This window comes from Myxococcales bacterium (assembly GCA_016716835.1).
GTDB lineage: Bacteria > Myxococcota_A > Polyangia > Haliangiales > Haliangiaceae > JADJUW01.
This window is the reverse complement of the sequence record JADJUW010000002.1, coordinates 145,574-168,750: the sequence shown is the minus strand read 5'-3', so window position 1 is coordinate 168,750 and position 23,177 is coordinate 145,574. Positions and strand designations below refer to the sequence as shown.

Genomic DNA, 23,177 nt, shown 5'->3' with positions numbered 1-23,177 from the left:
CATTGGTAGCACGCGGTTCGCGCGTCAAAGCGGCCACAGGATAGGTTTTCGCCGGCTAGACACGCTTTGTGCCTTGGCGTAGGTTGCACGCATGAAGCTCATCTCTGCGCTCTGCCTTACCCTGCTCGCCGCCAGCTGCGGACGGCCAAAACCGGCGCCGACCATGAAAACCGCCGCCACAGAGGCGACGACGCCCTCGGCCCGCGCCGCCACCAAGACGTCGTGGAAGGGCCTGGGCCGCATCGCCTTTAATCGCTATGCGGTGCGGCTGAACCTGCCCATCTATTGGATCGCCGACGCCAACGGCAATGAGGCGATAGAGCCAGACGAGGTGGCGACGTTGCTTTTTTATGGGACCCAACCTGTGTGGGTGAAAGACGGTACCTTTACGCCGGCGTTTGCCGCCGCCGCCACCGCCATTAGCGAGACATCTAAGGCCTCGGCACTGCGCGCGGGCGGTCCAACGCCGCTAGAAAAAGACTTGGATGCCGGGCGCCCGACGCTGGTGCGCAATGATCTGTCAACTATGCCTGCGCCCCATCAGGCGTTTGCGCACCATATGCTCGCCGTGGCTGATCAGATCGACGAACTCTATCAATTGCAAACAGGCGTCGCCGAGCTCGCCACGCAGCTCGATCCAAAAGACCGCGTCGCGCAAAGCCTATTTCGCCGCAATCGCGGCCCTCAGTGCGTCGCGCCGGGCACCGAAGCGATCGCTGGTTGCAGCGCCATAGCGGGCAGCCCCAAGCCGTTTGTCGGGGTGTATCCCAAGTCGCTACCACCCAGTGGCAAGGCGGCGGCGCTGTCGCAACACGACAAGGGATTCTGCCAGGCCCTCGAAGCCCACAAGGATGCGGCGGCGCTGCTTACCCCGTTCTCGGTCGTGCGCGAGGACGGTGGCAAGCTGGTCGCGGTGCCGTATACGACGGCGTTCGAGCCACAGATGAAGCGTATCAGCGAAACGCTGAAGCAAGCCGCCGCGAGCCTCGCCGATACGGGCGAGGATGCGCTGGTCACCTATCTGCTCGCGGCCGCGCAGAGTTTTGTCGACAACAACTGGATGCCGGCTGACGAGGCGTGGGCCAAGATGAGCGTCGACAACTCAAAATGGTACGTGCGCGTCGCGCCGGACGAAACCTATTGGGAGCCATGCGCGCACAAGGCGGGCTTTCACCTCACGTTCGCCCTGATCAATCAGGGCTCGATTGCCTGGCAAAAAAAGCTAACGCCGGTGCAGCAAGAGATGGAAGCGGCCGTCGCCGCACGCGCGGGTAAGCCATACAAGGCGCGGACCGTCGCCTTTCATCTGCCAGATTTCATCGACATCGTGGTCAACGCCGGCGATGACCGCGATGCGCTCGGAGCCACCATCGGGCAGAGCTTGCCCAACTGGGGTCCGGTCGCCAACGAAGGCCGCGGCCGCACCGTCGCGATGACCAACCTCTACACCGATCCCGACAGCCTCGCCGCACGCCGCGAGCAAGCCGCCTCGATGCTCGATGCCAGCAGCATGGCGACCTACCAAGGCTCCGCCGAGCCTGGCCTGCTCGCGACGATCTTGCACGAGGCCATGCACAATCTTGGGCCAGCGCACGAATACAAGGCGTTTGGCAAGACCGACGACGTCGCGTTCGGCGGGCCACTCGCGTCGGTGTTCGAGGAGCTCAAGGCCCAGACCGGCGCGCTCTACTTAATCGAATTTCTCCGCGGCAAGGGCCTCATCAGCGATGAGCTCGCGATCGCAACCTATACCGACGCCATCGTGTGGGCGATGGGGCACGTCTCGCAGGGCATGTACACCGGTGGCGGCGATCGCAAGACGTACAGCAACGTCTCGGCGATTCAGCTTGGCTTTCTCATCGAGCGCGGCGCCTTGCGCTGGGACGCCACGGTGATGGCAGCCAATGGTAGCGATATCGGCGCGTTCGTAATCGTGCGCGAAAAACTTATTGCCGCGGTCAATGACATGATGACGACCGTCGCTGGCATCAAGGCGCGGGGCGACGGCAAGGGAGCGCGTGCGCTCGCGACGCGGCATGTCGATGGCGCGACCGTGCCGCAAGCGGTGATTCGGGAGCGATACTTGCGACAGCCGAAGGCGAATTTTGTGTTCTCGGTACAACTCGCGCCACCGGCGACGCCCATGAGCACCTTAGATAAGTAATCGATCGCACAGATCGTCGCTAATGCCAACGCTGGCGCTATCCAGCGCCATAGTAGGGTGGCTGCCCACATGCGCCAACCTTGCATCTAGGCGCGAAATGCTCGATCATTATCTTTAATGATCGGCATCCACGCACCACGTGAAAGCGCTTCGGCGGCACGCCGATGGGCATGGGTGTGCGCGTTTGGCGCGGCCTTCGTGCTTAGCTGTGGCGACAATCGTCAACCTGAAGATCCTGATGGGGGCGCCGATGCCATGGAAGATGGCGGCGACGACGGCGGCAATGACGGTGCGGGCGACGGGCCAACCGACGGCAATAATGATGGCAGCGACGGCGGCCAAGATGGTGGTGGCGACGGCGGCAATGATGGCGCGACGGACGGCAGTGGCGATGGCGGCGCCGACGGTGGCGGCGATGGGGCTGGCGACGGCGCTATTGACGGCACCCCAGATGGACCGCCGCCAACCGTGGCCAATATCGTCATTAGCGAGGTCTGCTTGTCACCGCAACATGATTTCAGCGGCGCCGTGCCTTCGTATCTGGGTCCCCCGGGCAACGGCACGATTTCAAGCAATGATGAATTCGTCGAAATCTACAACGCCGGCACCGACACCGTCGATCTGACCAATTGGATCCTCACGATTAAAGACACCGAGGTTAAACAAACGCGCCTCGGCATTGATGGCGTCATGGCCTTCTCGTCGGGTTCTACGCTTGGCGCGTTTCTGCCCGGTGGCTACCTCGTCATCGGCGACCCGACCGGCGCCTCTTCGACCGACTCGTACATTTCGCTCATCGATCCTTGGGCCCGCGTCGTCGACGACGTAGAAATCGGGGGCCTTACGCCTTCTCGCGACATGGAAGGCGACGGCGTTGGCGATGGCGCACCTAACGGCACCAGCAACGGCTTTGCCCGGGGGGCGTTTGACGAAGTGATTGCGCGCCCTAATGGCTTTGCCGACACGGGCCACGATATCAACGATTTTGAGGCGATGTTCGCCACGCCCGGCGCGGCCAACATTAATCCTATTTTCCCACCCGAGGCCGTGGCTCCCGTGGTCGTATCGCATACCTCCGGTAGCGGCCGATCGGTCTCGACCGCCATTACCATCAATTTTAGCGAGGGCGTCGATCCGGCCTCCATCGACGCCCCGGGCGTCATCGTCGTCGAAGTGAATAACACGCCGATTGCGCTCGGCCCCGCTCGTTTTCTCAACGACGACACCACCGTGGTGTTGGTGCCGATCGGCGTCTTTCCGTTTGGCAGCACGGTTGATGTTTCGATCGCGGGCGGTCCCGGCGGCGTGAGAGATCGCGTCGGCAACGTGATGGTGGCCTCTGAGCTATTTTCCATCACCATTGAGAGCAAGCCTGCTGATCCAAGCTCGATGATGATTACCGAGGTACGCGTGTCGCCGGTGCCAGACTGGCGCGATAGCGTCGGGGGCAATAACGTCCCGTTTGACGACATCCCGGGCACGGGCCTGGCGGGCTCAGACGATGAATGGATCGAGCTGGTTAATCTAATGCCGGGCGTTACGAACCTGAATAACTATCAGCTCATTGTCTATACCGGCCCAAATCTCTTGCAGGAGGCGCGCGTGGTGACACGGCTGAGCACAAGCAACGCGCGCGTGATTGGCAGCGGCATTCTCGCGGCCTCGGTGGCAGGCGACCGCATCGTCGTCGGCAATCCCGTGGGTGCGTTGCCGGTAAACATTTTTCTTGAGTTGCGCGATGCCAACGGGATCCTACTCGATCATGTCGAAATCGGCGGCGTCTTTGCCTCAACCGATCGTGGCGGCGATGGCCCAAACAACGGCGCACCAGGCGTTGGCAAGGACGGCGCCTCGTCGGGCCTCAATGACGAAACCATTTCACGCGTGCCCGACCAGGCCGATACCGGTGACGACCTAGCCGATTTTGCCAGCACGGCGGCGACCATCGGCGCGCCGAACTAAAAGGTACCGACGGCGCCTGGTCCCGCCGACTAGGGGACCAGCCACGGCTGGCACCAGTGGGGGCAACAAACCCCATCAGGCGACGCTCCGCACGCGAATCTTATCGTCGGACGAGTTAGCGCGCCCTCCCTTGGCTCTGGCCCGTAGCAGCGGCAAGTCTGCGCACGCGTCCCGCGTGGCACATGGCTTGCACCCTTGCTAGCGACTAGCCCCAAGCCGAGAAAGCCACCATGAAGCCGAACAACCGCATGCTCAACCGCTGGCAACCCTTGGTGGCACTTTGCACCGCGACGATCCTTGCCTTGGCGACCGCCCAGGTAGGTTGGGCCGATGTAAAACCCGAGCCGCCGCGCGTCGTCGGGATTACCGCCGCGCCCATCAAGGGCATGCCCGCCATCACGAGCGCTGATGCCGCCGCGTGGGAACAACGCCTGCCGGCCACCGACGGCGCGACGAACGACAACGCCACCCCGGTCACCACCGCGAAAAAATTTGGCATCAGCGAGCGCCTCCGGCAAAGCCTGCTTGCCGGCGACGTCGACGGCATGAACGTCGCGGGACCTCGGCTTGGCGCCATCACGCAACAGCTCGCGACCCGTGGCGCAGGGCAAGCCCGCCTCGGGATTCCCACGCTGACCAAGAATTTTGGCGACAAGCTTATGGTCAAGAACGTTGGGCGTTTCGTCAGCATCATCGCCGATGTCACGCCGATTGCCGAAACACCTGGCACAATTCGCGCAGGCACCGTGGTGACGATGTGGATGACCAAAGATCCCGACGTCGACGGCCCGGCGCTCCGGCCAGACAACACCGCGTGGCGTGGCCCCGACGTGCCGCGGGACTGGAAGACCAATGAGCTGCAAGACGATTTTCGCGGCCTGTTTCAGCTGACCAAGTTGTCGCGCGGCCATATCATGCCGAGCGCCGAGGCGACGCAGAGCCGCGCGGACCAAATGGCGACCTTTGCGGTCAACGACAATGCCTTTCCGCAGGCTGAGTACTCTAACGCGGGGGTGTATCGCGACGCCGAGAAATCGTTTCAACGCATAGCCGCGGACGGTGACTATGAAATCTACAATTATGCCGGCCCGGTGTGGTCGCCCGTGACCTATACCGACGTCCATGGCAAGACCGTCACCGTAAAGTCGGAGGTGCTCACCCACAATGGCAAGCGGGCTCCCAAGCCGGCGGGCTTCTTTCGCGTCGGCATCATCGTGCCTAACAAGGACGCCTCGGGGCGTGCGCTGTCGCTTGGCGAGGCGCTGCAGTTTGCGCGGCCCATTAGCATTATCGCGCCAAACGTGCAGGACCCATTTCTGATGGTCTCGGGCATTAAACCGTTTATCAAGACGGCTCAAGAGGTGCAGGCCGCTGTAGGCATCGAATTGTTCACCCACCTCGCCGATGGCCCCAATGCGGCCGCGATTCGTCAAGCGCTGCTAACGCATCGCGATAGCGGCGATGCCCTACCGGGCGAGCTAATGATACCGCCGTGGAAGGTTGAGCTCTTAAAAATTATGTCGCGCCAGCCAGGCCGGATTGGCGAGTTGGCGGCTCGCAAGCTGACTTCGCTGCCGCATGAGCCCAAGCCGCCCAGGAAGCCAGGGGCCCTTGCGCCCAAGCAGGCGCGCATCCGCGGCCCGCACGACCTTGGCGGCAGTCGGCAAAGCGGCGCCAAGTCCGCGGCGCCGCAGGCGAAAAGACCCCGCATTGCCGCGCCACGCGCGCCTCGTCGTTAGCCCACCCTGGCGGGGCCGCGCCCATGGCCTCACGGTAACTCGCTAATGTCTACTTCAACCTTGGTGCCGCCGCGATTGCGCACGTAGTCATACACCCCATACAGCGCCGGCATGGCGTCGGCTGGACGCCACTCGACCAAGGTCATCTCGTCGATGTCAAACCGGCTCTCGCCTATGTCCGGCACGCCAAGCGTTACATAGAGCATGACCATATTTGCATATTTGTTGCCTGCGACAAACGTGCTGGGCGGCACCTCCACCTCTACCTGGTGCCACTCGCCATCGCCCGGAATGTCAACCTCCAGGGTGCGCTGGCCAATGGCTTCCGACGTCGGATCCTCGGTTGGGTTGGTATCGTCGAAGAGATAGAGGTCGAGGCGAAACGCCGGCTCCCCGCTGCCGGATCGACGTGCCACCGCGCGCATGGTGTAGGTCGCGTCCGGATCGAGCGGCACGGCCTGGTCATTGGAATTTTCGTAGAGGCGATGTTGGTACAAGGGCACCCGCGCCACCGGCCGCGCCGTCACCACCGCGCTGCTGCGCGAATTGCGATACAGGCGCAAATAGCCAAAACCCGCCACCGCCTCGCCATTTAGCTCGACGAACTTACGGCCCGCGGTGAGTGCCCAATGCGCACCCCATGTCTCGAGCGCGTCGGCAAACTCGTCCTCGAAATGGCCCCAGTGAAAGAGCTCGCGCCCGACATCGACGTTGGCGGCCAAAAGGCGCGCCAGGCGCAGGCCTTGCCGCGGCAGCGCCACGGTCGTGCCGGGGTTAAGGCTCACCTGCCTCGTCGTTGGCGTCGGTAGCGACTTGCCGATGATTGCCGAATTGCGCACGAATTCTAGGCTCGCCTGCGCGGTACCTGGCAGCGGGTCCGCCCGCCAAACGCGAATGCCACCGTCATCGCCGCGTTCCGATTCGGCGGACATTAAGCTCATTTCCGCGAGGCGACGAATGGTCGTGCGCGCCGCCAAATCCGACACCGGCCGCGGCTTGTAGCCAACGATCTCCGACGGTAAAAAGCGCGCCTGCAACAGCTCGCCGCCGTCCCACACCGTGCGCAGGATGCCCGATGAATACGTCGACAAGAAATCCTGGTCGAAGATGAAATTGCCAAGGCTATAAATAATTAGCTTGTCCTTGTACCACTCGGCGCCTTGCAGCACGTGTGGATGGTGGCAGATCACGATGTCGGCGCCGGCGTCGATTGCGGCGTGGGCATTGCGACGCACCGCGCTCGAGGGCGCCGGCTGAAATTGAAAGCCAGCGTGAAACTGCGCCACGACAACGTCGGCCACCGCCTTGGTTTCGGTAATTTTTTGCAGCCGCGCGTCGGACCAGCCGGTGGCGCCACCGTGGCCTCGCCGTGCCACCCAATCTTGCAACTCGGGATACACCGCCATCAGCGACGCCCATGACGCGGCGACGTCGACCTCGCTCATCGTCGCTTCGGCATCGCGAAAGAGCCGCCACGCGCTGCCGATGCGCCGCGGCGCGGTGGCGGCCGTAAACGTCTTGCCGGCGTAACCCCACGATCTTGCATCATACTGCCAGGCCTCGTCTGGATCTAGATTCGTCGGGGTCTCGGCCTTATCGGTCGGATAGCTGTCGTTGACGAAATCGCCGTCGACAGTTGTCCACGCGAGAAAGCCGATGGTGATGCCGGCCGTTTCAACATAGAGCGGAGCGTCGCCCAGGGAGGCGTCGTAGCTGCCGCCAAACCACGGCAAGCCCGCGGCGTCTAAGTGCTGCACGGTCTCGAGCACGCCCTCGTCGAGGTAGTCGCGCGCGTGGTTGTTTGCTAAAGACACCGCGTCGACCTCAAGCGCGGCAAGCGCCGCCAGGGTCTCGGGGAGGCTATTTAAGATGAAGCGCTTGCCGGGATAGATGTTACCCGCGGGCAGGTTAGAGACGACGGTCTCGAGATTGGTCGCGCGCACCGAGGCGGCGACATACATGCGCCGGATGGCGGCGATGACATCGAGCGAGCCGCCGGCGATGTCCGACGTGGGAATGAGAGGCTCGCCTTCGGGCGGAAAATTGTAGCGGCGACCAAACATGACATCGCCGGTGGCATGGAGCGACCATCTAGTGCCGCTGAGATTGCTCCACACCTGTACCCGCAACGTGGTGCCGTCATCGCCCCACCCGACCACGAACGGTTCAGCCAGCACGCCCTCGCCGCTGGCAACGATGACCGTCGGCTGGGCCACGGCCAGCGAGGCCTTGCCGTGTTCGTTGGTGATCACGGTGCGCGCGCCGTCATCGAGCGCCACGGTTTGCGGCACGCCGTTTTCATCGACGACCTCGACGACCAACGAAATCTCGCGGGTGGGCGCGCCCTGACAAGCTGTTGCCAAGGCGAGGCCAAAGCCCAGGCCGATCGCCGCGCGAAAAAATCGCATACCTAATGATAGCGCTATTTACGTGGCTTGCGGATCGCCTTAGCGAGCCAACCACCCTTGATGCGGCCCACGAGCTTGCGCATCTCTAAGTGCCGTGTCCCAGATAACATGAGCCACCCTGCTAGGCGTGACGCCCGCTGCCTGCGTTGCTCGTCGGTCGTTTGGAACCACCAAACTCCACTCCTCGCGCCTTGGCCTCCGACGTCATCCCGGCGCAGCCTGGCTCATAACATCTGGGACACTCACTAGCGAGGCCCGGCCATGCGTAATGCGGCGGTTGACGAGATCGTCGGTGATGCGTCGCGAGGCGTTGGTGCGATGAACGCTGTCAATGTAGTCAAGCCAGCCCTCGCCCCAGGCGGCGGCCCGATCCACCCAGTCGGCCTTCTTGACCTCAAGCAACGCCTTGCGACGGCGGTCATAGACTTGCGTGACTTTGGCGACAATGCGCTGCCTCGCCGCCAACTCGTCATCGTCAGGGGTGTGCAGCGGTGGCGCAGCGAGCAGGCCCAGCAAGTGGCCGGTATTGACCAGGCCATGATCTTTAAAGGCCTCGAGCACGGCGAGCGAAACTCCAACCAGGGTCCGGATTTCTACACGTCATGGACCGCGGGGCAGACGATGAAGAGACGTGCCTGTGGGCATACTAAGCAATCGCATCGCGTGTCTTAGATCGCGTGCGGTACGCGGCCAGATTGTCCGCGCCACGTCCCACTTGGCCATGGCTGGCCTGTGCTGACATGCCGAATGCCGCCCCGTTGTTGCGTGCACATCATGGCACGCCAGCTGCGATGGGTAGCTCGCAGTGTCTGCGGCACGTACCCTGCGCTATCAACGCCGCAACCCAGCAACCACGGTGCTCCACGCCGTAGTCAACGAGTATTTACCCGCCTTGCTGCGAGATGCGGACGAGCGCTTCCCTTATGGCTACCCGCGCCACATCGCGAAAACATTTCGCGCGTATCTTCGTAGCCGCTGCACGGTCCGGGTTGCACAACCCGTGTTTAGCCGCTGGCGCGAAGCTGGTTTGCGTCGTAGCAAGGCAGGCGGCTCCGAGGATGAGGGAGTGGACGAGTGGTCCATGACCGATTCCGAGCGAGGCGCCTAACGCAGCTACGGCGCAAAGCCAGCAAGCGCCCATCGGTTTCGTCTTGCCATGGCGTCGCAGCCCGCCATGCTCTCCGCTGTCCTCACCGCGCTGATGCAAGAGGTGTTCAATTATCAACGCCGCGTCGCTCGTCGCATGAGCGTGACGTCGCCGCAGCCAGGCGCCATTGCATTTGTGCAGCGCTTTGGATCATCACTCAATTTGCACCCGCATATTCATGCCATCGTGCCGGACGTGGTGTTTGTGCGTGCCGATGGCGACAGGCTCGCGCAGATACCAATTCCACCGCCTTCGCATGGGGACCTGGAACATCTTGCGCATCGCATGGCCATCCGCGTGCATCGGCTCTTCGAGCGCGCACTGCAACGCGGGCCACTTGCCGTGCAAGCCGCGGGCGCTGACGCCGACGATGAGCAAGCCGCACTCACCGCCTCGCTTGCGGAGGCCATGCCGCGTCAACTTGCGTTTGATGCCGGTCATGAGGGTGACAGCGCCGACGTGAAACGACCGCCGGCTCGCCAGCAGCCGGATGCCGCGTACGTTGGCGGCGTCTCGCTACACATTAGCCAGGCGTTACCTACGAACAAGCGCGACCGCCTTGAGCGCTTGCTTCGATATGGAGCCCGGCCACCTCTCGCTTCGTCGCGCCTTACCCAAACGCCTAGCGGCAAGGTCGCCTATGAACTGCGCCGCCGGGGCCACACCGGCCAAACCCATGTGGTCTTGGAACCCGTGGCCTTCTTGCGCCGGCTCGCCGCGCTCATGCCGCCTCCGCGCGTCCACATGCTGCGCTTCTTTGGCGTGTTTGCGCCGCGGCATGCGTTTCGCGGTGAAATAGCCACGCTTGCAGCGCAAGCTGCTGACGCGCCGCGTATCGAGCCGACCCAGCCGCAGACCGCACGCAACACCGCCCCGGCCCGCTACCGCTGGGCTCAGCTCCTTGCCCGCGTCTTTGCCGATGACCTCACGCGCTGCCAGCGCCCTGGCTGTGCCGGCAAGGTCCGCGTCATTGCCGAGATCATCGACCCCGACGTCATCGCCAAGATTCTCAGTCACCTAGGGCTAAGCGACACGGCGCCCGCCACATCGGCAGCCCGCGCTCTGCCGCCAGCACCCGGTTGGGCATGGGCATCACCGTAGCCAGTTTCCTTGACCGACGTTTTAACCGCCGCAGCCAGTTCGCTCCCTGGCCGCTATGCCGGACCGCGTCCGCTGCCGTCAAGACTCCCCAATTTTCCAGCAATATCAGTGCTCTGAAGGCTTAAAATCCCCCGCGATCCGGCACGTTGCAACTCAGCCAGCCCTCTGCGGCTCTTCTCACCCACCGCCATTTCGGCCTGAAATTTCCTATCCCCCCACATGACGGGCTACGCCGACTACAAGGTCGTCGGGGACGGCGGCATCGTCGCCAGCGGCCACAAGCAGGCGTTCTGCCTCATGGATATCAAGCCCATCGCCGGCTCGTCGATTCCTGGCTTTGGCTATCACTGCGGCAACCAAGGCATTTCGCGCGGCTGGGAAGATGTCTATGGCGCCGGCCTGCCGTGCCAATGGGTCGACATCACCGACGTGCCGCCTGGCACCTACACGTTGCAAATTTCGATCAACGACGAAAAGCAAATCGAAGAGATGAACTACGAAACTAATTCGGTCTCATTCGAAGTTACGTTTTAGCCTTCTGTGGGATAGGAAATTCTAGGCGAAAATGCGGTGACAGCAGGCCCTGTGCAGGGCGTCCGGGTTCAAGCAGCCGGATCACGGGTGATTTAAAGCCCTCAGATCAATGATATTGCGCACGCCCGTATCTAGCGCCTTAGCACAGGCAATTGCGATCAACGCAAGCCTACCGATCTACGAAGCGTTCGTCGCGGGCGCAGCGGCGACTACATGTTGTTTAAGGCATCCGCGACGGCGGCCGACTCATGAATGACGCGATCGTTCACGATGGGACTTCGCGCAGCAAAACCAAATGCCCTCAGGATCGTTACGTCGCGCGCCAGCGATTCGTTGGTGGTCTGCGTCAGATCAAACGATGGATGGGTATAGCGCGCAAACCCCGCGGTCGAATACCCTAAGTCTTCGGCACGTCGACGCGCGCGGCCCGCCACGTGGCATGATGCACAATCTAGCGAATCTGCGTGGAATGACGTCGCCGGATTGTCGATCTCGAGCGCCAGCTGCAAGGCATCGTCAATTTCCGTGGGCGGCGCCGTTAAGACAAAGCTGTTGTCTACGACGTCACCTGCCAACGCCATCAGCCCGCCGCTCGCGCTCGAGACCGGAGAAATCAAAAATCCGCTTTCAGGTGGCTGGTCAAACTGCTGTGTCGCGGCGGCTTCGTCGGCTAGCCCCGCAATCGCGAGCAATTGGCGTTCCCCGTTTATGATGCGGATGCCGCCAAATTCCCATTCAACGCCTCTGCCTTCCATGAAGGTTACCTGTCCTAGCCTGCTCTTGCCCACGGACGCCAATACCAGCTGCCTTACACCTCGGGCAAATGGGCCGGCCAATCCTTGGCTGGCAATGACGGGATTCACTTGTAACGGCGCCCCTAGCGAAGGGGAGGTCGTCGCAAGGAGCGTCTTCCAAGCGACGAGGAAATGTGCAAACTCTGTTTCGTTGAGATCGTAGAGGAGATGAATGGCACTATCGATGGCGACGGCGGGCTCGATCTCACCACCCGCGGCACCGACCGTCCCCCCCGGTGCACCGAGATCTTCTGCGATCGGTTGCGCGATAAGGCGCACTTGCCTACGACACCGCGCCGGGTCGGTGGCCAACAATTTCAAATCTGGAAAACAGGGATCTAGCCGCATACCGACGATGGCCCAGCTTGCATACGTTTGGTTTTGCTGCGGCTCGTCGGCGAATACTGAAATCTCATCGAACCACGCCTGTGGCAACAACGGGCCGCCGACGCCTTGGTCGCTAAGCCGGAGCACATTCAAATCCGTTGCCGTGGGTGGCATCGGAAACAACACGGAGACGTCGTTGAGCCCTAGCATGAGATCAGGGCTCGGGGGGATATCGGAATTGCCTCCATTGTCGCAGCCACTGGCTAGCAACGCCGAACAAATGCCGGCGAGCCAGACACGGCTATCGATCTTGAACAAAGCAGGGTTATTGCCACGACGCAAAGGCATGAGCTCTGTGTGTCACAAATGTCGCGAAATGGTCAATTGTTTTGTGCCGCCACGGAGAATGGCTGCGGGACTATATGCGAGACGTGATTGATGCCACAGAAGTTGCGGCCTGGTACCTACCGAGCGTCATGTGTTCGCGGCATCGGCTGACGCCAACGACATAATACCAAGTGCGCCCACGGCAATGCGGCTCTCGCAAGGACGATCGGAAATTTCAGGCCGAAATGGCGGTAGATGGCGGGGGCCGAGGAGACCGGGTGGGTTGCTATGTTCTGGATCCAGGGGGGATTTAGAGCCTTCAGATCACTGAGACTTGTGGACCTTTCAAAGGTCGCCTTGTTCAATGAAGGCAGCCACCTGTTGTCGTCGCGTCAAATGGGCGAGTTGTTAACGGTGTTGATCGATCAAGATGCCGTCAATATCAGTGCTCTGAAGGCTTAAAATCCCCCGCGATCCGGCACGTTGCAACTCAGCCAGCCCTGTGCGGCTCTTGTCACCCACCGCCATTTCGGCCTGAAATTTCCTATCCCCATCTAGGGGGATTTAAAGCCTTCAAATCACTGAGATTGACAGCCTCCACCAGACGAAGATCTCGATTGACTGGCGTATTTCACTGGAATACAATGAAATACAGAGGAGGTTTGCATGGCCAAGCAAGGAATCTCACTGCGCATCGAAAGCGACCAAATCGACGAGCTCGACCATTTGGCCAAAGTGTCCAAGCGGGACCGCTCTTTCATCATTACGGAGGCCATCGAAGCCTACTTGGAGATCACCAGATGGCAACGTAAACATATTATTGCGTCAATGGCTCAAGCCGATCGAGGCGAGTTTGCATCTGCCAAGGAAGTAGCCAAGGCGCTTAAGAAATGGGGTTGACCGTCAAATGGACGCGCCTCGCCCTTGCCGATCTCGAAAACGCATATGAGTTTATTTCGTCAAGAAACGACACCGCCGCTGCAAGCGTCGTTCAGCAAGTCATGGCACATTTAACGCAGCTCAGACAATTTCCAGAGTCGGGAAGAACTGGGCGCGTCAAAGGCACTCGCGAGTTGGTCGTAGGCGCTACTCCATTCGTGATTGTGTACCGCGTCAACGCTGCTGATCTAGAGATACTCGCCGTCCTACATTCGGCCCGCAAATGGCCTCCATAAGTCGAATCCGGCGATGAATACGTTTACGAAGTCCATGTGGTCCAAGGTTGAGGATAGGGGGATCAATCTCAGTGATCTGAAGGCTCTAATTCACCCGTGATCCGGCATTCTGGTCCCTCCCAGTCCTGCTCGTCACCTGTCACCCACGCCAGTTACCGCCTGAAATTTCCTATCCCCATGCAAAATTCGACCATCCCCAGTTGGGCGCCGTAGAGGTTTTGCAGTTCTTAGTCGCCATAGGCGCGACGCGCGCCAAAATCGCAAGCGTTATGATAGCGCTATTTACGTGGCTTGCGGATCGCCTTAGCGAGCCAACCACCCTTGATGCGGCCGACCAGCTTGCGCATCTCGAGCGAGGCGCGGCCATGCGTAATTCGGCGGTTCACCAAGTCGTCGGTGATGCGGCGCGAGGCGTTGGTGCGATGAACGCTGTCAATGTAGTCAAGCCAGCCCTCGCCCCAGGCGGCGGCCCGATCCACCCAGTCGGCCTTCTTGACCTCAAGCAACGCCTTGCGACGGCGGTCATAGACTTGCGTGACTTTGGCGACAATGCGCTGCCTCGCCGCGAGTTCGTCCTCGTCGGGGGTGTGCAGCGGTGGCGCGGCGAGCAGGCCCAGCAAGTGCCCGGTGTCGACCAGGCCGTGATCTTCGAACGCCTCGAGTTCGGCGAGGGCGGCCATGCGTTTCTCACGTCGCGCGCTCTTTTGCTCGCTCAGGCAGGTCACGACCTTGTCCATGGCGAGCCAGCGATAGACGAAGTCGAGGCCGGTGCCCTTGATGTTTTGCGTGCCCATGAGAATGACGTCGCTGCCCGGCGGGATGCAGCGCGCGCAGCGGTCGATGATCTGATCGCCCGTAGCGCCGGCATCTTCGATCGTATCGACCTGCAAGAGAAACATCTGTTTATAGGCCAGCGCAAAATCGCCGCGAAACGCCGCCAGGCCGCTGCCGCCGCCGGGTGCAAATAAGGCGGCGAGGCGCGCCTCGAGCCGCGCGCGCATCGCCATGCGGGCGAGCTCAAAGCGAAACGCGCCGAGCACGTCGGCAAGGCTAGGCGCCTCAAGCGTTTCGGGGAACTCCGGCGCGTACGCGCCTGGATCATCTGCGGCCATCGGCCTCAAGGCGCCTTCGACGGCGGCGGTGAGCTTGGCATCGGCGGTCACCTCGGTAATAAGGTCGGCGATCTGCACCGTGCCCTTGGCGTCGGCGGCCAGCCATGGCGCGATAGCGTCGGCGAGCGCCGCGTTATCCGGCGCCAGCGCCTGGCCGCACGCCTGGGCATAGATGCCAAGGCGTTGCAAAATGAACCGCAGCTCCGGCCGCGGAATGCGCAGCTGTTCGAGCTCGCGCGCCGCGCGGCTCAGCGCAAGCGTGCGGGCCTTGTCGCCGCCATCAATTTCGTCGTCGTTGACGAGGTGCTGTTCTTTTAGATAATCGGTCAGCGCGTCGTCCATAAAGCCGCGCAACCCTTTGAGGTTGGTGCCAATGAGCACGTGGCGATCAAAGGCGACATCGCGCACCAAGATGCGCGCAAACACCTCCGAGCGCGAGATGCGGTCAGCGCGATTGTTGACCACAGTGATGACAAGCTTTTGCGGCTCGGTCTCCCAATTCATGGCGTCGAGCTTCATGCGCCGCCAATTATTGATAAAGCCCGTGCGCTCGTTGGCCGAGTTTCCGCAGACAAACGTCAGCAGCCGCGCACGCACCTTGACCTTGGGATAGGCCTTGAGCACGCCCAGATCGGGCACGACGCACTTGGCCATGGTGTATTGCGCCAGGTCGGGGTCGACGCCGAGCTCGATGGCGCACTTCGTCACCAGCGCGATATTGCGCGGATGCTCGCGATAGGGAAACAGGTCGAGGAAGTCATCCGCAATAAATTCGGCATCGCGCTCGCCGATGATGTGCATGGGCGTGTTGCGCGCCTCACATTTCTCTTGAAACAGCGGCAGATAGCTGGTCTCGCTGGTGATCAGCGTGGAGTTGAACGGAATAAATTCCGAGATAACCTGCGCGACATTGTAGCCGGCGGGCCCTTGGATATCCTCGTGATCGGGATAGCTGTTGGTCAGCGTGACCAGGTCGTCGCGCATCCAGTCGTGCTGCAGCAACTGCACGTACTTGGGGTTGAGCGCCATGCACTCCCACAAAAACACGTCGCCCTTGAGGCGACTCGCGAGCCGGATCTGATTCATCTGCTCCCAGATGGTGGCCTTGTCATATGGCCGATAAATAAAGATCTCGACCGGCTGCTGCATCGGCGCGCTATGGATAAACATCGCCTCACAGCCCGTGGTCTTGACGAAGACGTCAAAGCCAAGCCCGTCGAGGAAGCCCGCCTTGAGGCGCTCGGTGCCGCTCTTGCCGCGGGTGCCCCAGCCGCCAATCGTAAGCGGCATGGCAAAGCGCGAATTATGAATGATGCGGCGCTTTTGAAAGCTGCGAATAAAAAATAGGGATGTCATGCCGGCGACGAAGATGGCTAGCGCCGCCTGGCTGTTTTCTTTGGCCGAGGTGAAGTAGTACTGATTGGCCGAGAGCCAATTGGTCACGGTATCCCACGGTGCCAGCGCCAACCCTGCCGCCGCGGCGGGCGGGGGCGTGAGTGCGACGCCTCCCTCTTCGGCAACCACTTCGCCTTGAAAAAGCGCGCGCACCCGCTGGGGATAGGGCGCCACCGCGCCGTGACTGTGCGGCGTAAACTCAATGCGCACGCCGTAATCTCTGGCAAACATCTCAACGTAGCGATGGCGCTCGCGATCTTCGGTGGCACGCAACGCCGCCATGCGCGCGGCGGCCAAGTTGCGATAGCGCATCGAGATACGGTAGCGATTGCGCACCCGATCCCAGAACTTCGCCGGCGGCGTGATAACGGCGGTGCCCAGGCTTGAGACGACCGTGGCTGGCGCGCCGCTTAAAAGCGGCACGTCGAGGATGTCGTCGACCAGCGGCAGATGACGGCCCCACGAGCCTTCCGCGTCGACGTTGGTGCGCTCACCAGGCACGGTCGTTGCGGTGGCCTCGTCGAGCAGGCCCGGGTGCGCGCGCAGCGAACCGGGATAGCGCCGCCCCACCGTGTGGGCGAAGGCTTGGCGCTTGTTCGGCAGCGGATGGCGCAGCTCGTGAACGATGCGCCACAAGCGACGGGCGAATTGATCGCCACGCCAAAACCGCCAGCGCGTGCCGCGGCGCTGCGCGGAAATGCCCCAATCGCTACGCGCCAACTCGGCGAGCACGCGGCCAATGTGGGCCTCGTCTTGTGGCGCCAACGCTTGCTCGCCGCGGGCCGCGAGGCTGCTCGCACCGTACGGCTTGGTCGCCTGCAACTGCCCGCCAATGATGTCCCGCACGCGACGGCGCACCGTATCCGTCGCCGATTCGATGAGCTCCATCATCGCGGCGGCGACCTCGGTCACCCTCGGCGGACTCCCCGGATGCTCCACCACGGCGGCGAGGGCGGCCTGCCACTGTGCCACGAGCGCCGCAATCTCATCGCCGGACAGGGTGGCCACGGCGACGACGTTCTCGGCGAGCTTTGCCAGCTCTTCACACGCGACCACTAGCGCGAAAGTATTTTTTTCGCTGGCAAGTGCCGCGATTAACAAGCGGCTGATCTCGGCGAGGAGCGCCGGTGAGGTCGCGGGATTCACGGCGCGCTCGCGCGCGGCAATATAGGCCGCAGCACGCACGCGGTAGCTAGGCTCGGCGACGTCGGTTTGCCCCGCGAGCTTGCTTAGTTGCGCCACCGCGTCTTCCGCGGTTAGGGCCACCGTGGCGCGCACGAACGTTTGGCGCACGTACTCACTAGGTTCGCCATTGGCGATGAGTCGCGCCAGCAAGGCGTTGAGGGCGACCTGATCGAGCACGTTGGTCGCCATGTCGACCGCCAGCTTGCGAAACACCAAATCGTTGCCGTCGCGGCGATCGTCGATGAGCCGGTGTTCGATGAGCGCGATGCCGCGCGCGGCGTCGAGGAGGAGCATGGCCTGCACCGCGGTGGCCAAGACCCAGGGGTGCTCCTCATCGTTTTCGATGACTTGCAGGAGCCCGGCCATCAACGCCTGCGGATATTCGATGCGATGGGCGCGAATGAGCGCGACCAAGGCGCTACCGGCCGCGTGACGCACCTGCCAGCGCGAGGCCTCCGCGAGCCGTCCCGCCAACGCGGTTGCGATGGCAATGCCGTCGTTCATCCCGGCGACGGCGGCCCCACAAGTCCCAAGCGCGCTCGCCAAGAACCACAGCAGCAACTCAACCTGGATGGTGAGATCCATCTGCGCATAGGCATTGCGCTCGCGCAGCGTATCGAAGCCAAAAAATCGATCTAACGCCTCGAGGTCGCCGCGCAGCTGCGTCTGATCGCTCACGGTCTCGCGGAGATAGCTTTCGATGACGCGGCGCTGCTGCTCGGGATCAGTGATCTGCGAGTAGTACTTGCCAAATGCCGTAAACGCGCGAATCGTCTGTACCTCTTGCATGTCGAGGCGCTCGAGGTACTCAAGCGAGCGCAGACACAGCAGCCCAAGCCCAGCGATGGCGTGCTCGTCGCCGCGTGGCGCCGCCGGCGCCGGCTTGGCACCGGGAGCCGCAGCCGTGGCCGCGGTATCGGCACCGGCACCGGCGAGATACGGCTCCGCCATTGGATCGAGCGCGACGATGCCATCCGCGATCAGCTCGAGATAGTCGCGCCGCAGCCGCTTTTGCATCGGCGGCACGTTGTCGACCAGCATCTGCACGATGACGGGCCAGTGCGGCTGCAGCCGCGGCGAGCGCGCATACTGGCGCTCGAAAAAACGTCGGCGGCGCCACGAACGAAATTTATTTAATAGGTTTCGTCCGCCCATGATCGGCCACTCGTGAGTTGATCAAATTCTTGTTCGCTTGGCAGCATATCATCAAGCGAACGCCGCCTGCTGCGGGTGAACTCAAATTGCACCCATCCCGCCGCATTGCGCGCCCCCTTGACATATTGCAGCGAGCCCCGCAGGCCGAGCTTGAACCACCAACGGTGCTGCCACTGCCGCAAAAAGTCGAAGCCAAGCGAGGTTTCGTGGGCAAAGAACGGATTCTGACGCCGCAGCGCGATATCGGTATGGCGCTGCCAATAGGTCGGGTGCCAGGCGCCGGCGAAGTACACGCCGCCCCACGGTCGTTGCGCCATCAGCGCCGTGACGCGGAGGCGCGACGAGAGCGACTCGAGATGCCCGTCGCTGGCAAGCCGCGCCCGCGGCGTAATGGCGAGCCGGCTGTCGAGCGAGGGCGCCCATTGCAGCAAGGCGGCGCCTTCGTACCACGTCGGCAGATCCGCGAAGTAGTTATTCCACAGCGTCGGATCGGCGTTGGTCGAGGCGCCGTCGCCGGCGAGGTTGGTGCGATAGAGCAGTGATGGCCGGACGAGCCAACGACGACCAGTCAAGAGCCCATAGGCCTCGGCGCCGAGGCGGGCGACGTGCGCACGCTCGGCGGCGCGGCCAGCCTCAGGCTCGCCGGTAATCGCCCACGCATAGCGACCGCTCAGGCGCACGCCAAGGCCGCGGACCCATCTCGCTTCGACGGCGGCATCAAGGCCGAGCGATAGCGGCAGTTGATCATAGGTGCGTGCAAACCCATCTATGGCTAGCCACGCTTGGGCCTGCGGTCGATCGACACGTAGGCGCGCGCCCGTGCGCCAATCGATCACCGAGGCGCTGCTCGCCACATCGACATCGTCTTCGCGCTCAAGGCCCGCGCGCAGGCGCGTCGTCAGCGTGGGCAGCAGTGGCGGTCGCGGCGACGGCACCGCCTGCGGCACCACTGGTCGAGGCAGCGACATGATCACGCGTTCATCTTGGCGTGCCGCTGGCAATTCGAAGGGCGCGACGCGCACGCTGCGAGTTGCCGTGCGCACGCGAAGCAGCACGTTTGCGGGCGCCGCGGCCGTGATCTGTAGCGTAACTTCGGCCTCGGCGAGCACGGGGATTTCAACGCTAGCCACGCTTGCTTCGAGAGTCTGCCGCGTCTCGCCGAGCGAAATCGCCAACGTCGAGGGCTGGGTTGGCGCGGCGGGCTCGCCGAGCCCCGTGGCCTGCGCGCGCTCAACCGTCACGACGGTTGGGCCCGCGATGCGCAAGACGACCGGCTGCTGCGGCGAGACTCGAAACGCCTTCTGCCGCGTTTCGCCGACGATCGGCTGCTTGCCATCGAAGACGACGATGCCGAGCATGCGATCGCGGCCGGGCGCCAACATATCAAACGCCAGCGCGTTGGTGCCATCCGGCAAGGCGACGTCCTGCCAGTGCACGACGCGCGGCGGCACCGTAAACGCTTCGGGTGGCCGTTGATTTAGGCGGCGCGTTACGTCGCACGTTGGTGCCTCGCCGCGGCGTTCGACCAGCGGCTGACACCAATAGCCAACGCGCACGACCCGGCCGCCGAGCAGTTTCAGCGAAGCCCCCGCCGCGTGGTCAAGCGCGATCAAGCCCTGGCGATAATCCCACGGCGCGTCGAGCGCGACGATCTTGGCGCCAACTGGTGTCGCCAAATCGGGTGGCTCACCGAGCTGCGCCACCGACAACGAGCCGTCGCTGGCGTCAACCGCGGTGACGAGTCGGCTCATGGTGCCGCGCGCGCTCAGCGCACGCGCCCATACCAGCGAAGGGTGAAAGCCGTCGGCTAAGGCTGCCGACGTCAGCGCGTACATGGCCAAACTCTCTTCGGCGGTAGCAGCCTCCAACCTGGCGAGCGCAACATACGCGCGGGCGGCGGCAAGCGCGCTCGGCAACGATGGCTCGCGGCGATGGCTCGCCAGCATCTCCCCCATGCACCGCCGATGCTCGCCGCCAAATTCTGGCTCCGCGCATGCAGGTGGAAGGCCCGCGGGCAGCGACAAACGTCGCACGCTGGCCGCCCACGCGCGGTGTTCGATCGGTGTGTAAACCACATTGGGTTCGACCGCCATCTGCGCCAGCATGGCGTAGATATCGCGTTGCTCGGCCAAGGTAGCGATGCCGCGCGCCGAGGTACCATCGAATTGCGCGAGCTCGCCGTGGCCCAAGACCCACCACAGAAACGCGCGCCTGGCCAAATCGAGCGCCGTGCGCCCCTCGCGCAATTGCGCGGTGACCGTTCGCAGCGCCTCGGGCGTCGGCTCCGGCAGGCGGAGCGCGGCGAGTTGCATCGCCAATTCGTCGTGCAAGTGCGCGGCCGCGTCGGCACGCGCTTGCACCGACAGCCACGCCTCTTGGGCGCCGTGACACGAGAGGGTGAGGCGCCGCGCCTCCGTTGGCAACGCGATCGTCGCCGCCATCGGTCGCGCGACGCTCAGCCCTTGCGGCGTTACGCTGGTAAGCCGTGACGGGGCAAACCGCAGCTCAGTTGAAGCGCCGCGATCGGGTGCGATGGTGACTTGTGGTAGCACATCGCCCAACGCGGTCGCGCTGACACGCAAAAATGGCAGCGAGGGCGCCGTCAGGGTCCAGGTTTCGTCACAACGCAGACGGATAAACTGTTGCGCCGTGATGCCAACCGGCGCGGCGTCGCTCGCAATAGGCAGCGAACCATAGGCAGTATCACCGGGGTCGCCTTGCCATGAAACGCTGTGCGTTCCCACGGGCAGCAGCCATTCGCCGACGGCCACCCCGCCCTGCGCTGCTAATTCATGGGCCTGTTCGCCAATCCGTAGAGAGATCGTGGCGCGCGCCGTGCGAAAGACGACGCGCCAACGCAACATCGCCGCATCGTCTTGGCTGCGCCTTGGCGCCGCCGCATCAAGCGCCGCGGTCAACACTTGCGGGCGATTTGGGTCGAGGCGAAACCATGATCGAGACGACGACGTCGGCGATGCCGGATCGCTCAAGACCGTCACGCGCGGCGCCGCGAGCATCGGCGGCATTTCCTGCTCGGGCACGCCATACCAACGCCCGTTGCGCCAAGCGGCGATCATGCCCTCGCGCGCCTGCGGATCGGCGGGCGCCTCAAGCGCGCTAGCAAGCGCCATCCAAAGCACGTGCTCTTGCGGCAGCCCCGACGCCGAGGCAAGCTCGCCTCCATCGCCAAGCGTCGCTAAGACCTGGTGAACACCGGCTTGCTCCGCTAGCCGCTTGCTCGCCGCGCGCTTGACGAGCGGCGCCCACGAACTCGACGCCGTCACTGCCAACAAACGTTCAACCTCGTGCGTCTCAAGCGTCGCGGATTGCTCGACAATGAGCATGGCCATGCCGATGACCGCGTGTTGCGCGACGTCCGTGGTCTCGCCAAGCAAGACGTCGAGCGCGCGCCACATCGCGGCGCGGCGAGGATCGTCGTCGGGCAGCAGCCGCGCACCCGCGGCCATCGCTTCGCTGATCGAGCCTAGCGCGAGCTGGGTCGCGTCGGCGCTTGCCGCAAGCACGTGCGATGCCACGCGCGCAACCGGCACCTGACGCAACGCGCGCGTAAACCAAGCCGTACGCATCACCAGCGCGGTGGCGGTGAAGCACGCTGCCGATGAGGCCCGCAAGGTCAACGAGGACTCACCGGCCGGCAGCCAAAACGCCAGTTGCAGCGCGCGGGAAGGCACCGCCAGCGGATTGACGTCGGCCTCATCGTCGAGCTGCGCGCTAACTTGTGCGCTCGCGCTCCCCGACGTTTCAGCGCGAAGCACGCTTGCGGCGGTTGCCGGGTCCGAGGTCGAAGCACGTAGCAGCCATGGCCTCCACGTCGCGCGCGCCTGCCGCGCGGTGATATGCAACCACGTCGGCCCGCGCACGCGCAGCGCGACCACGCCGTCGCTGGTGGCATGACAGGCCTCGGGTGGCAGCGTGGGCTCTAGCGCCAACGTCGTCGTCGCCGACAACAATTCCTGGCGCTCAAACTCAACCGACGAATAGGCCGCGCCAGCGGCGCGCCCGCTAAAGAAATGCCAAATGGCCGCGGCGACGACCGGGCGCTGAGCTGCCACATCTGCCTGCGCGCTGGTCTGCCACGCCCACGTGGCCAGGCCTTCGTAGACGTGAAGTTCATCGACGTCGCTGAGCGGGCGCGAGGGAGGCTGGCCGCGAAACAACCACGCCCATAGCGCGAGCCGCAGCTGCGTCGTCGCCAGCTCAGGCAAGCGCCGAATGGGCCGTTCGACCGCAACTGCCACGCCCGGGTACCCAGGCGCAGCGATGCCTAGGTGTGCGCCAACGCCGCTGGTGTGCCAGATGCCGGCGCCGCCTTCGATGGGCACCAAGGTCAAGCGCTGCGTGACGAGCCCACCCGGCCCCTCTTCGGCGCGCGTCACCACCAACTTGTCAATTGGCACCTTCGTACGCAGGCGCACGAAGGTTGCGGCGGGCAGCCAATACCACGAGGTGTCGGCGGTGGCCGCGCCGCGCAGCAAGGCGGCGTCTTCGCGAACCAATGGCTCCCACCGATAATACGTGGGCTGTGGCAAAAGCGGCGAGGCGCCGATCGTTGGCGTGCGCGCGGCGACGTCGCCAATAAGCAAGATCATCACGAGCGCTACGAGGTTGGTGGGCGCGCGAGGTCTCATGGG

Annotated in this window: 12 protein-coding genes; 7 read left to right on the top strand and 5 right to left on the bottom strand. The window is 63.3% G+C overall.

Annotated features, from left to right (window positions below; all coding sequences use genetic code 11):
• The first annotated feature begins 91 nt into the window (after positions 1-91).
• From IPL79_15545 to IPL79_15535, 3 genes are all read left to right on the top strand, one after another.
• Positions 92-2,164 carry a hypothetical protein gene (locus IPL79_15545; GenBank protein ID MBK9072394.1) on the top strand — a complete coding sequence of 691 codons (2,073 nt, stop codon included), beginning with the start codon at positions 92-94 and terminating at the stop codon, positions 2,162-2,164.
• 117 nt (positions 2,165-2,281) lie between these two features.
• Positions 2,282-4,126, top strand: coding sequence for a lamin tail domain-containing protein (locus IPL79_15540; protein MBK9072393.1), 1,845 nt, complete (start codon positions 2,282-2,284; stop codon positions 4,124-4,126).
• Between the two features lie 230 nt (positions 4,127-4,356).
• Positions 4,357-5,865, top strand: a complete 1,509-nt coding sequence (locus IPL79_15535) for a DNA/RNA non-specific endonuclease (GenBank protein ID MBK9072392.1) — start codon at positions 4,357-4,359, stop codon at positions 5,863-5,865.
• A gap of 29 nt (positions 5,866-5,894) precedes the next feature.
• Here the strand turns inward: IPL79_15535 and IPL79_15530 are convergent, their stop codons facing one another.
• Positions 5,895-8,273: a CapA family protein gene (locus tag IPL79_15530; GenBank protein MBK9072391.1), complete on the bottom strand. Its 2,379-nt coding sequence runs from the start codon at positions 8,271-8,273 to the stop codon at positions 5,895-5,897.
• Positions 8,274-8,477: 204 nt separating this feature from the next.
• The gene (locus IPL79_15525; protein MBK9072390.1) at positions 8,478-8,834 is read right to left on the bottom strand and encodes a hypothetical protein; all 357 of its coding nucleotides are present in this window, start codon (positions 8,832-8,834) and stop codon (positions 8,478-8,480) included.
• Positions 8,835-9,429: 595 nt separating this feature from the next.
• Here IPL79_15525 and IPL79_15520 point away from each other — a divergent pair.
• Positions 9,430-10,521, top strand: coding sequence for a transposase (locus IPL79_15520; protein MBK9072389.1), 1,092 nt, complete (start codon positions 9,430-9,432; stop codon positions 10,519-10,521).
• 219 nt (positions 10,522-10,740) lie between these two features.
• Positions 10,741-11,055 carry a hypothetical protein gene (locus IPL79_15515; protein MBK9072388.1) on the top strand — a complete coding sequence of 105 codons (315 nt, stop codon included), beginning with the start codon at positions 10,741-10,743 and terminating at the stop codon, positions 11,053-11,055.
• Between the two features lie 209 nt (positions 11,056-11,264).
• Here the strand turns inward: IPL79_15515 and IPL79_15510 are convergent, their stop codons facing one another.
• Complete coding sequence (locus IPL79_15510; protein MBK9072387.1) at positions 11,265-12,524, bottom strand: hypothetical protein; 1,260 nt, start codon at positions 12,522-12,524, stop codon at positions 11,265-11,267.
• A 645-nt stretch (positions 12,525-13,169) separates the two neighbouring features.
• Between IPL79_15510 and IPL79_15505 the strand changes: the two genes are divergently transcribed.
• Positions 13,170-13,403: a ribbon-helix-helix protein, CopG family gene (locus tag IPL79_15505; GenBank protein MBK9072386.1), complete on the top strand. Its 234-nt coding sequence runs from the start codon at positions 13,170-13,172 to the stop codon at positions 13,401-13,403.
• On the top strand, positions 13,400-13,678 hold the full coding sequence (locus tag IPL79_15500) for a type II toxin-antitoxin system RelE/ParE family toxin (GenBank protein MBK9072385.1): 279 nt from the start codon (positions 13,400-13,402) through the stop codon (positions 13,676-13,678). Before IPL79_15505 ends, IPL79_15500 begins: the two co-directional genes overlap by 4 nt.
• A 278-nt stretch (positions 13,679-13,956) precedes the next feature.
• Here IPL79_15500 and IPL79_15495 read toward each other — a convergent pair whose 3' ends face one another.
• Positions 13,957-18,525, bottom strand: coding sequence for a hypothetical protein (locus IPL79_15495; protein MBK9072384.1), 4,569 nt, complete (start codon positions 18,523-18,525; stop codon positions 13,957-13,959).
• Positions 18,504-23,174, bottom strand: a complete 4,671-nt coding sequence (locus IPL79_15490; GenBank protein MBK9072383.1) for a hypothetical protein — start codon at positions 23,172-23,174, stop codon at positions 18,504-18,506. Before IPL79_15490 ends, IPL79_15495 begins: the two co-directional genes overlap by 22 nt.
• Between the last annotated feature and the right edge of the window lie 3 nt (positions 23,175-23,177).

Excerpts from the sequence above, each read along its gene's own strand:
- IPL79_15520 (MBK9072389.1), top strand. The coding sequence starts at position 9,430 with ATGGCGTCGCAGCCCGCCATGCTCTCCGCTGTCCTCACCGCGCTGATG.
- IPL79_15535 (MBK9072392.1), top strand. The coding sequence starts at position 4,357 with ATGAAGCCGAACAACCGCATGCTCAACCGCTGGCAACCCTTGGTGGCA.
- IPL79_15510 (MBK9072387.1), bottom strand. The coding sequence starts at position 12,524 with ATGCCTTTGCGTCGTGGCAATAACCCTGCTTTGTTCAAGATCGATAGC.
- IPL79_15530 (MBK9072391.1), bottom strand. The coding sequence starts at position 8,273 with ATGCGATTTTTTCGCGCGGCGATCGGCCTGGGCTTTGGCCTCGCCTTG.
- IPL79_15490 (MBK9072383.1), bottom strand. The coding sequence starts at position 23,174 with ATGAGACCTCGCGCGCCCACCAACCTCGTAGCGCTCGTGATGATCTTG.
- IPL79_15540 (MBK9072393.1), top strand. The coding sequence starts at position 2,282 with ATGATCGGCATCCACGCACCACGTGAAAGCGCTTCGGCGGCACGCCGA.
- IPL79_15495 (MBK9072384.1), bottom strand. The coding sequence starts at position 18,525 with ATGGGCGGACGAAACCTATTAAATAAATTTCGTTCGTGGCGCCGCCGA.
- IPL79_15515 (MBK9072388.1), top strand. The coding sequence starts at position 10,741 with ATGACGGGCTACGCCGACTACAAGGTCGTCGGGGACGGCGGCATCGTC.
- IPL79_15505 (MBK9072386.1), top strand. The coding sequence starts at position 13,170 with ATGGCCAAGCAAGGAATCTCACTGCGCATCGAAAGCGACCAAATCGAC.
- IPL79_15545 (MBK9072394.1), top strand. The coding sequence starts at position 92 with ATGAAGCTCATCTCTGCGCTCTGCCTTACCCTGCTCGCCGCCAGCTGC.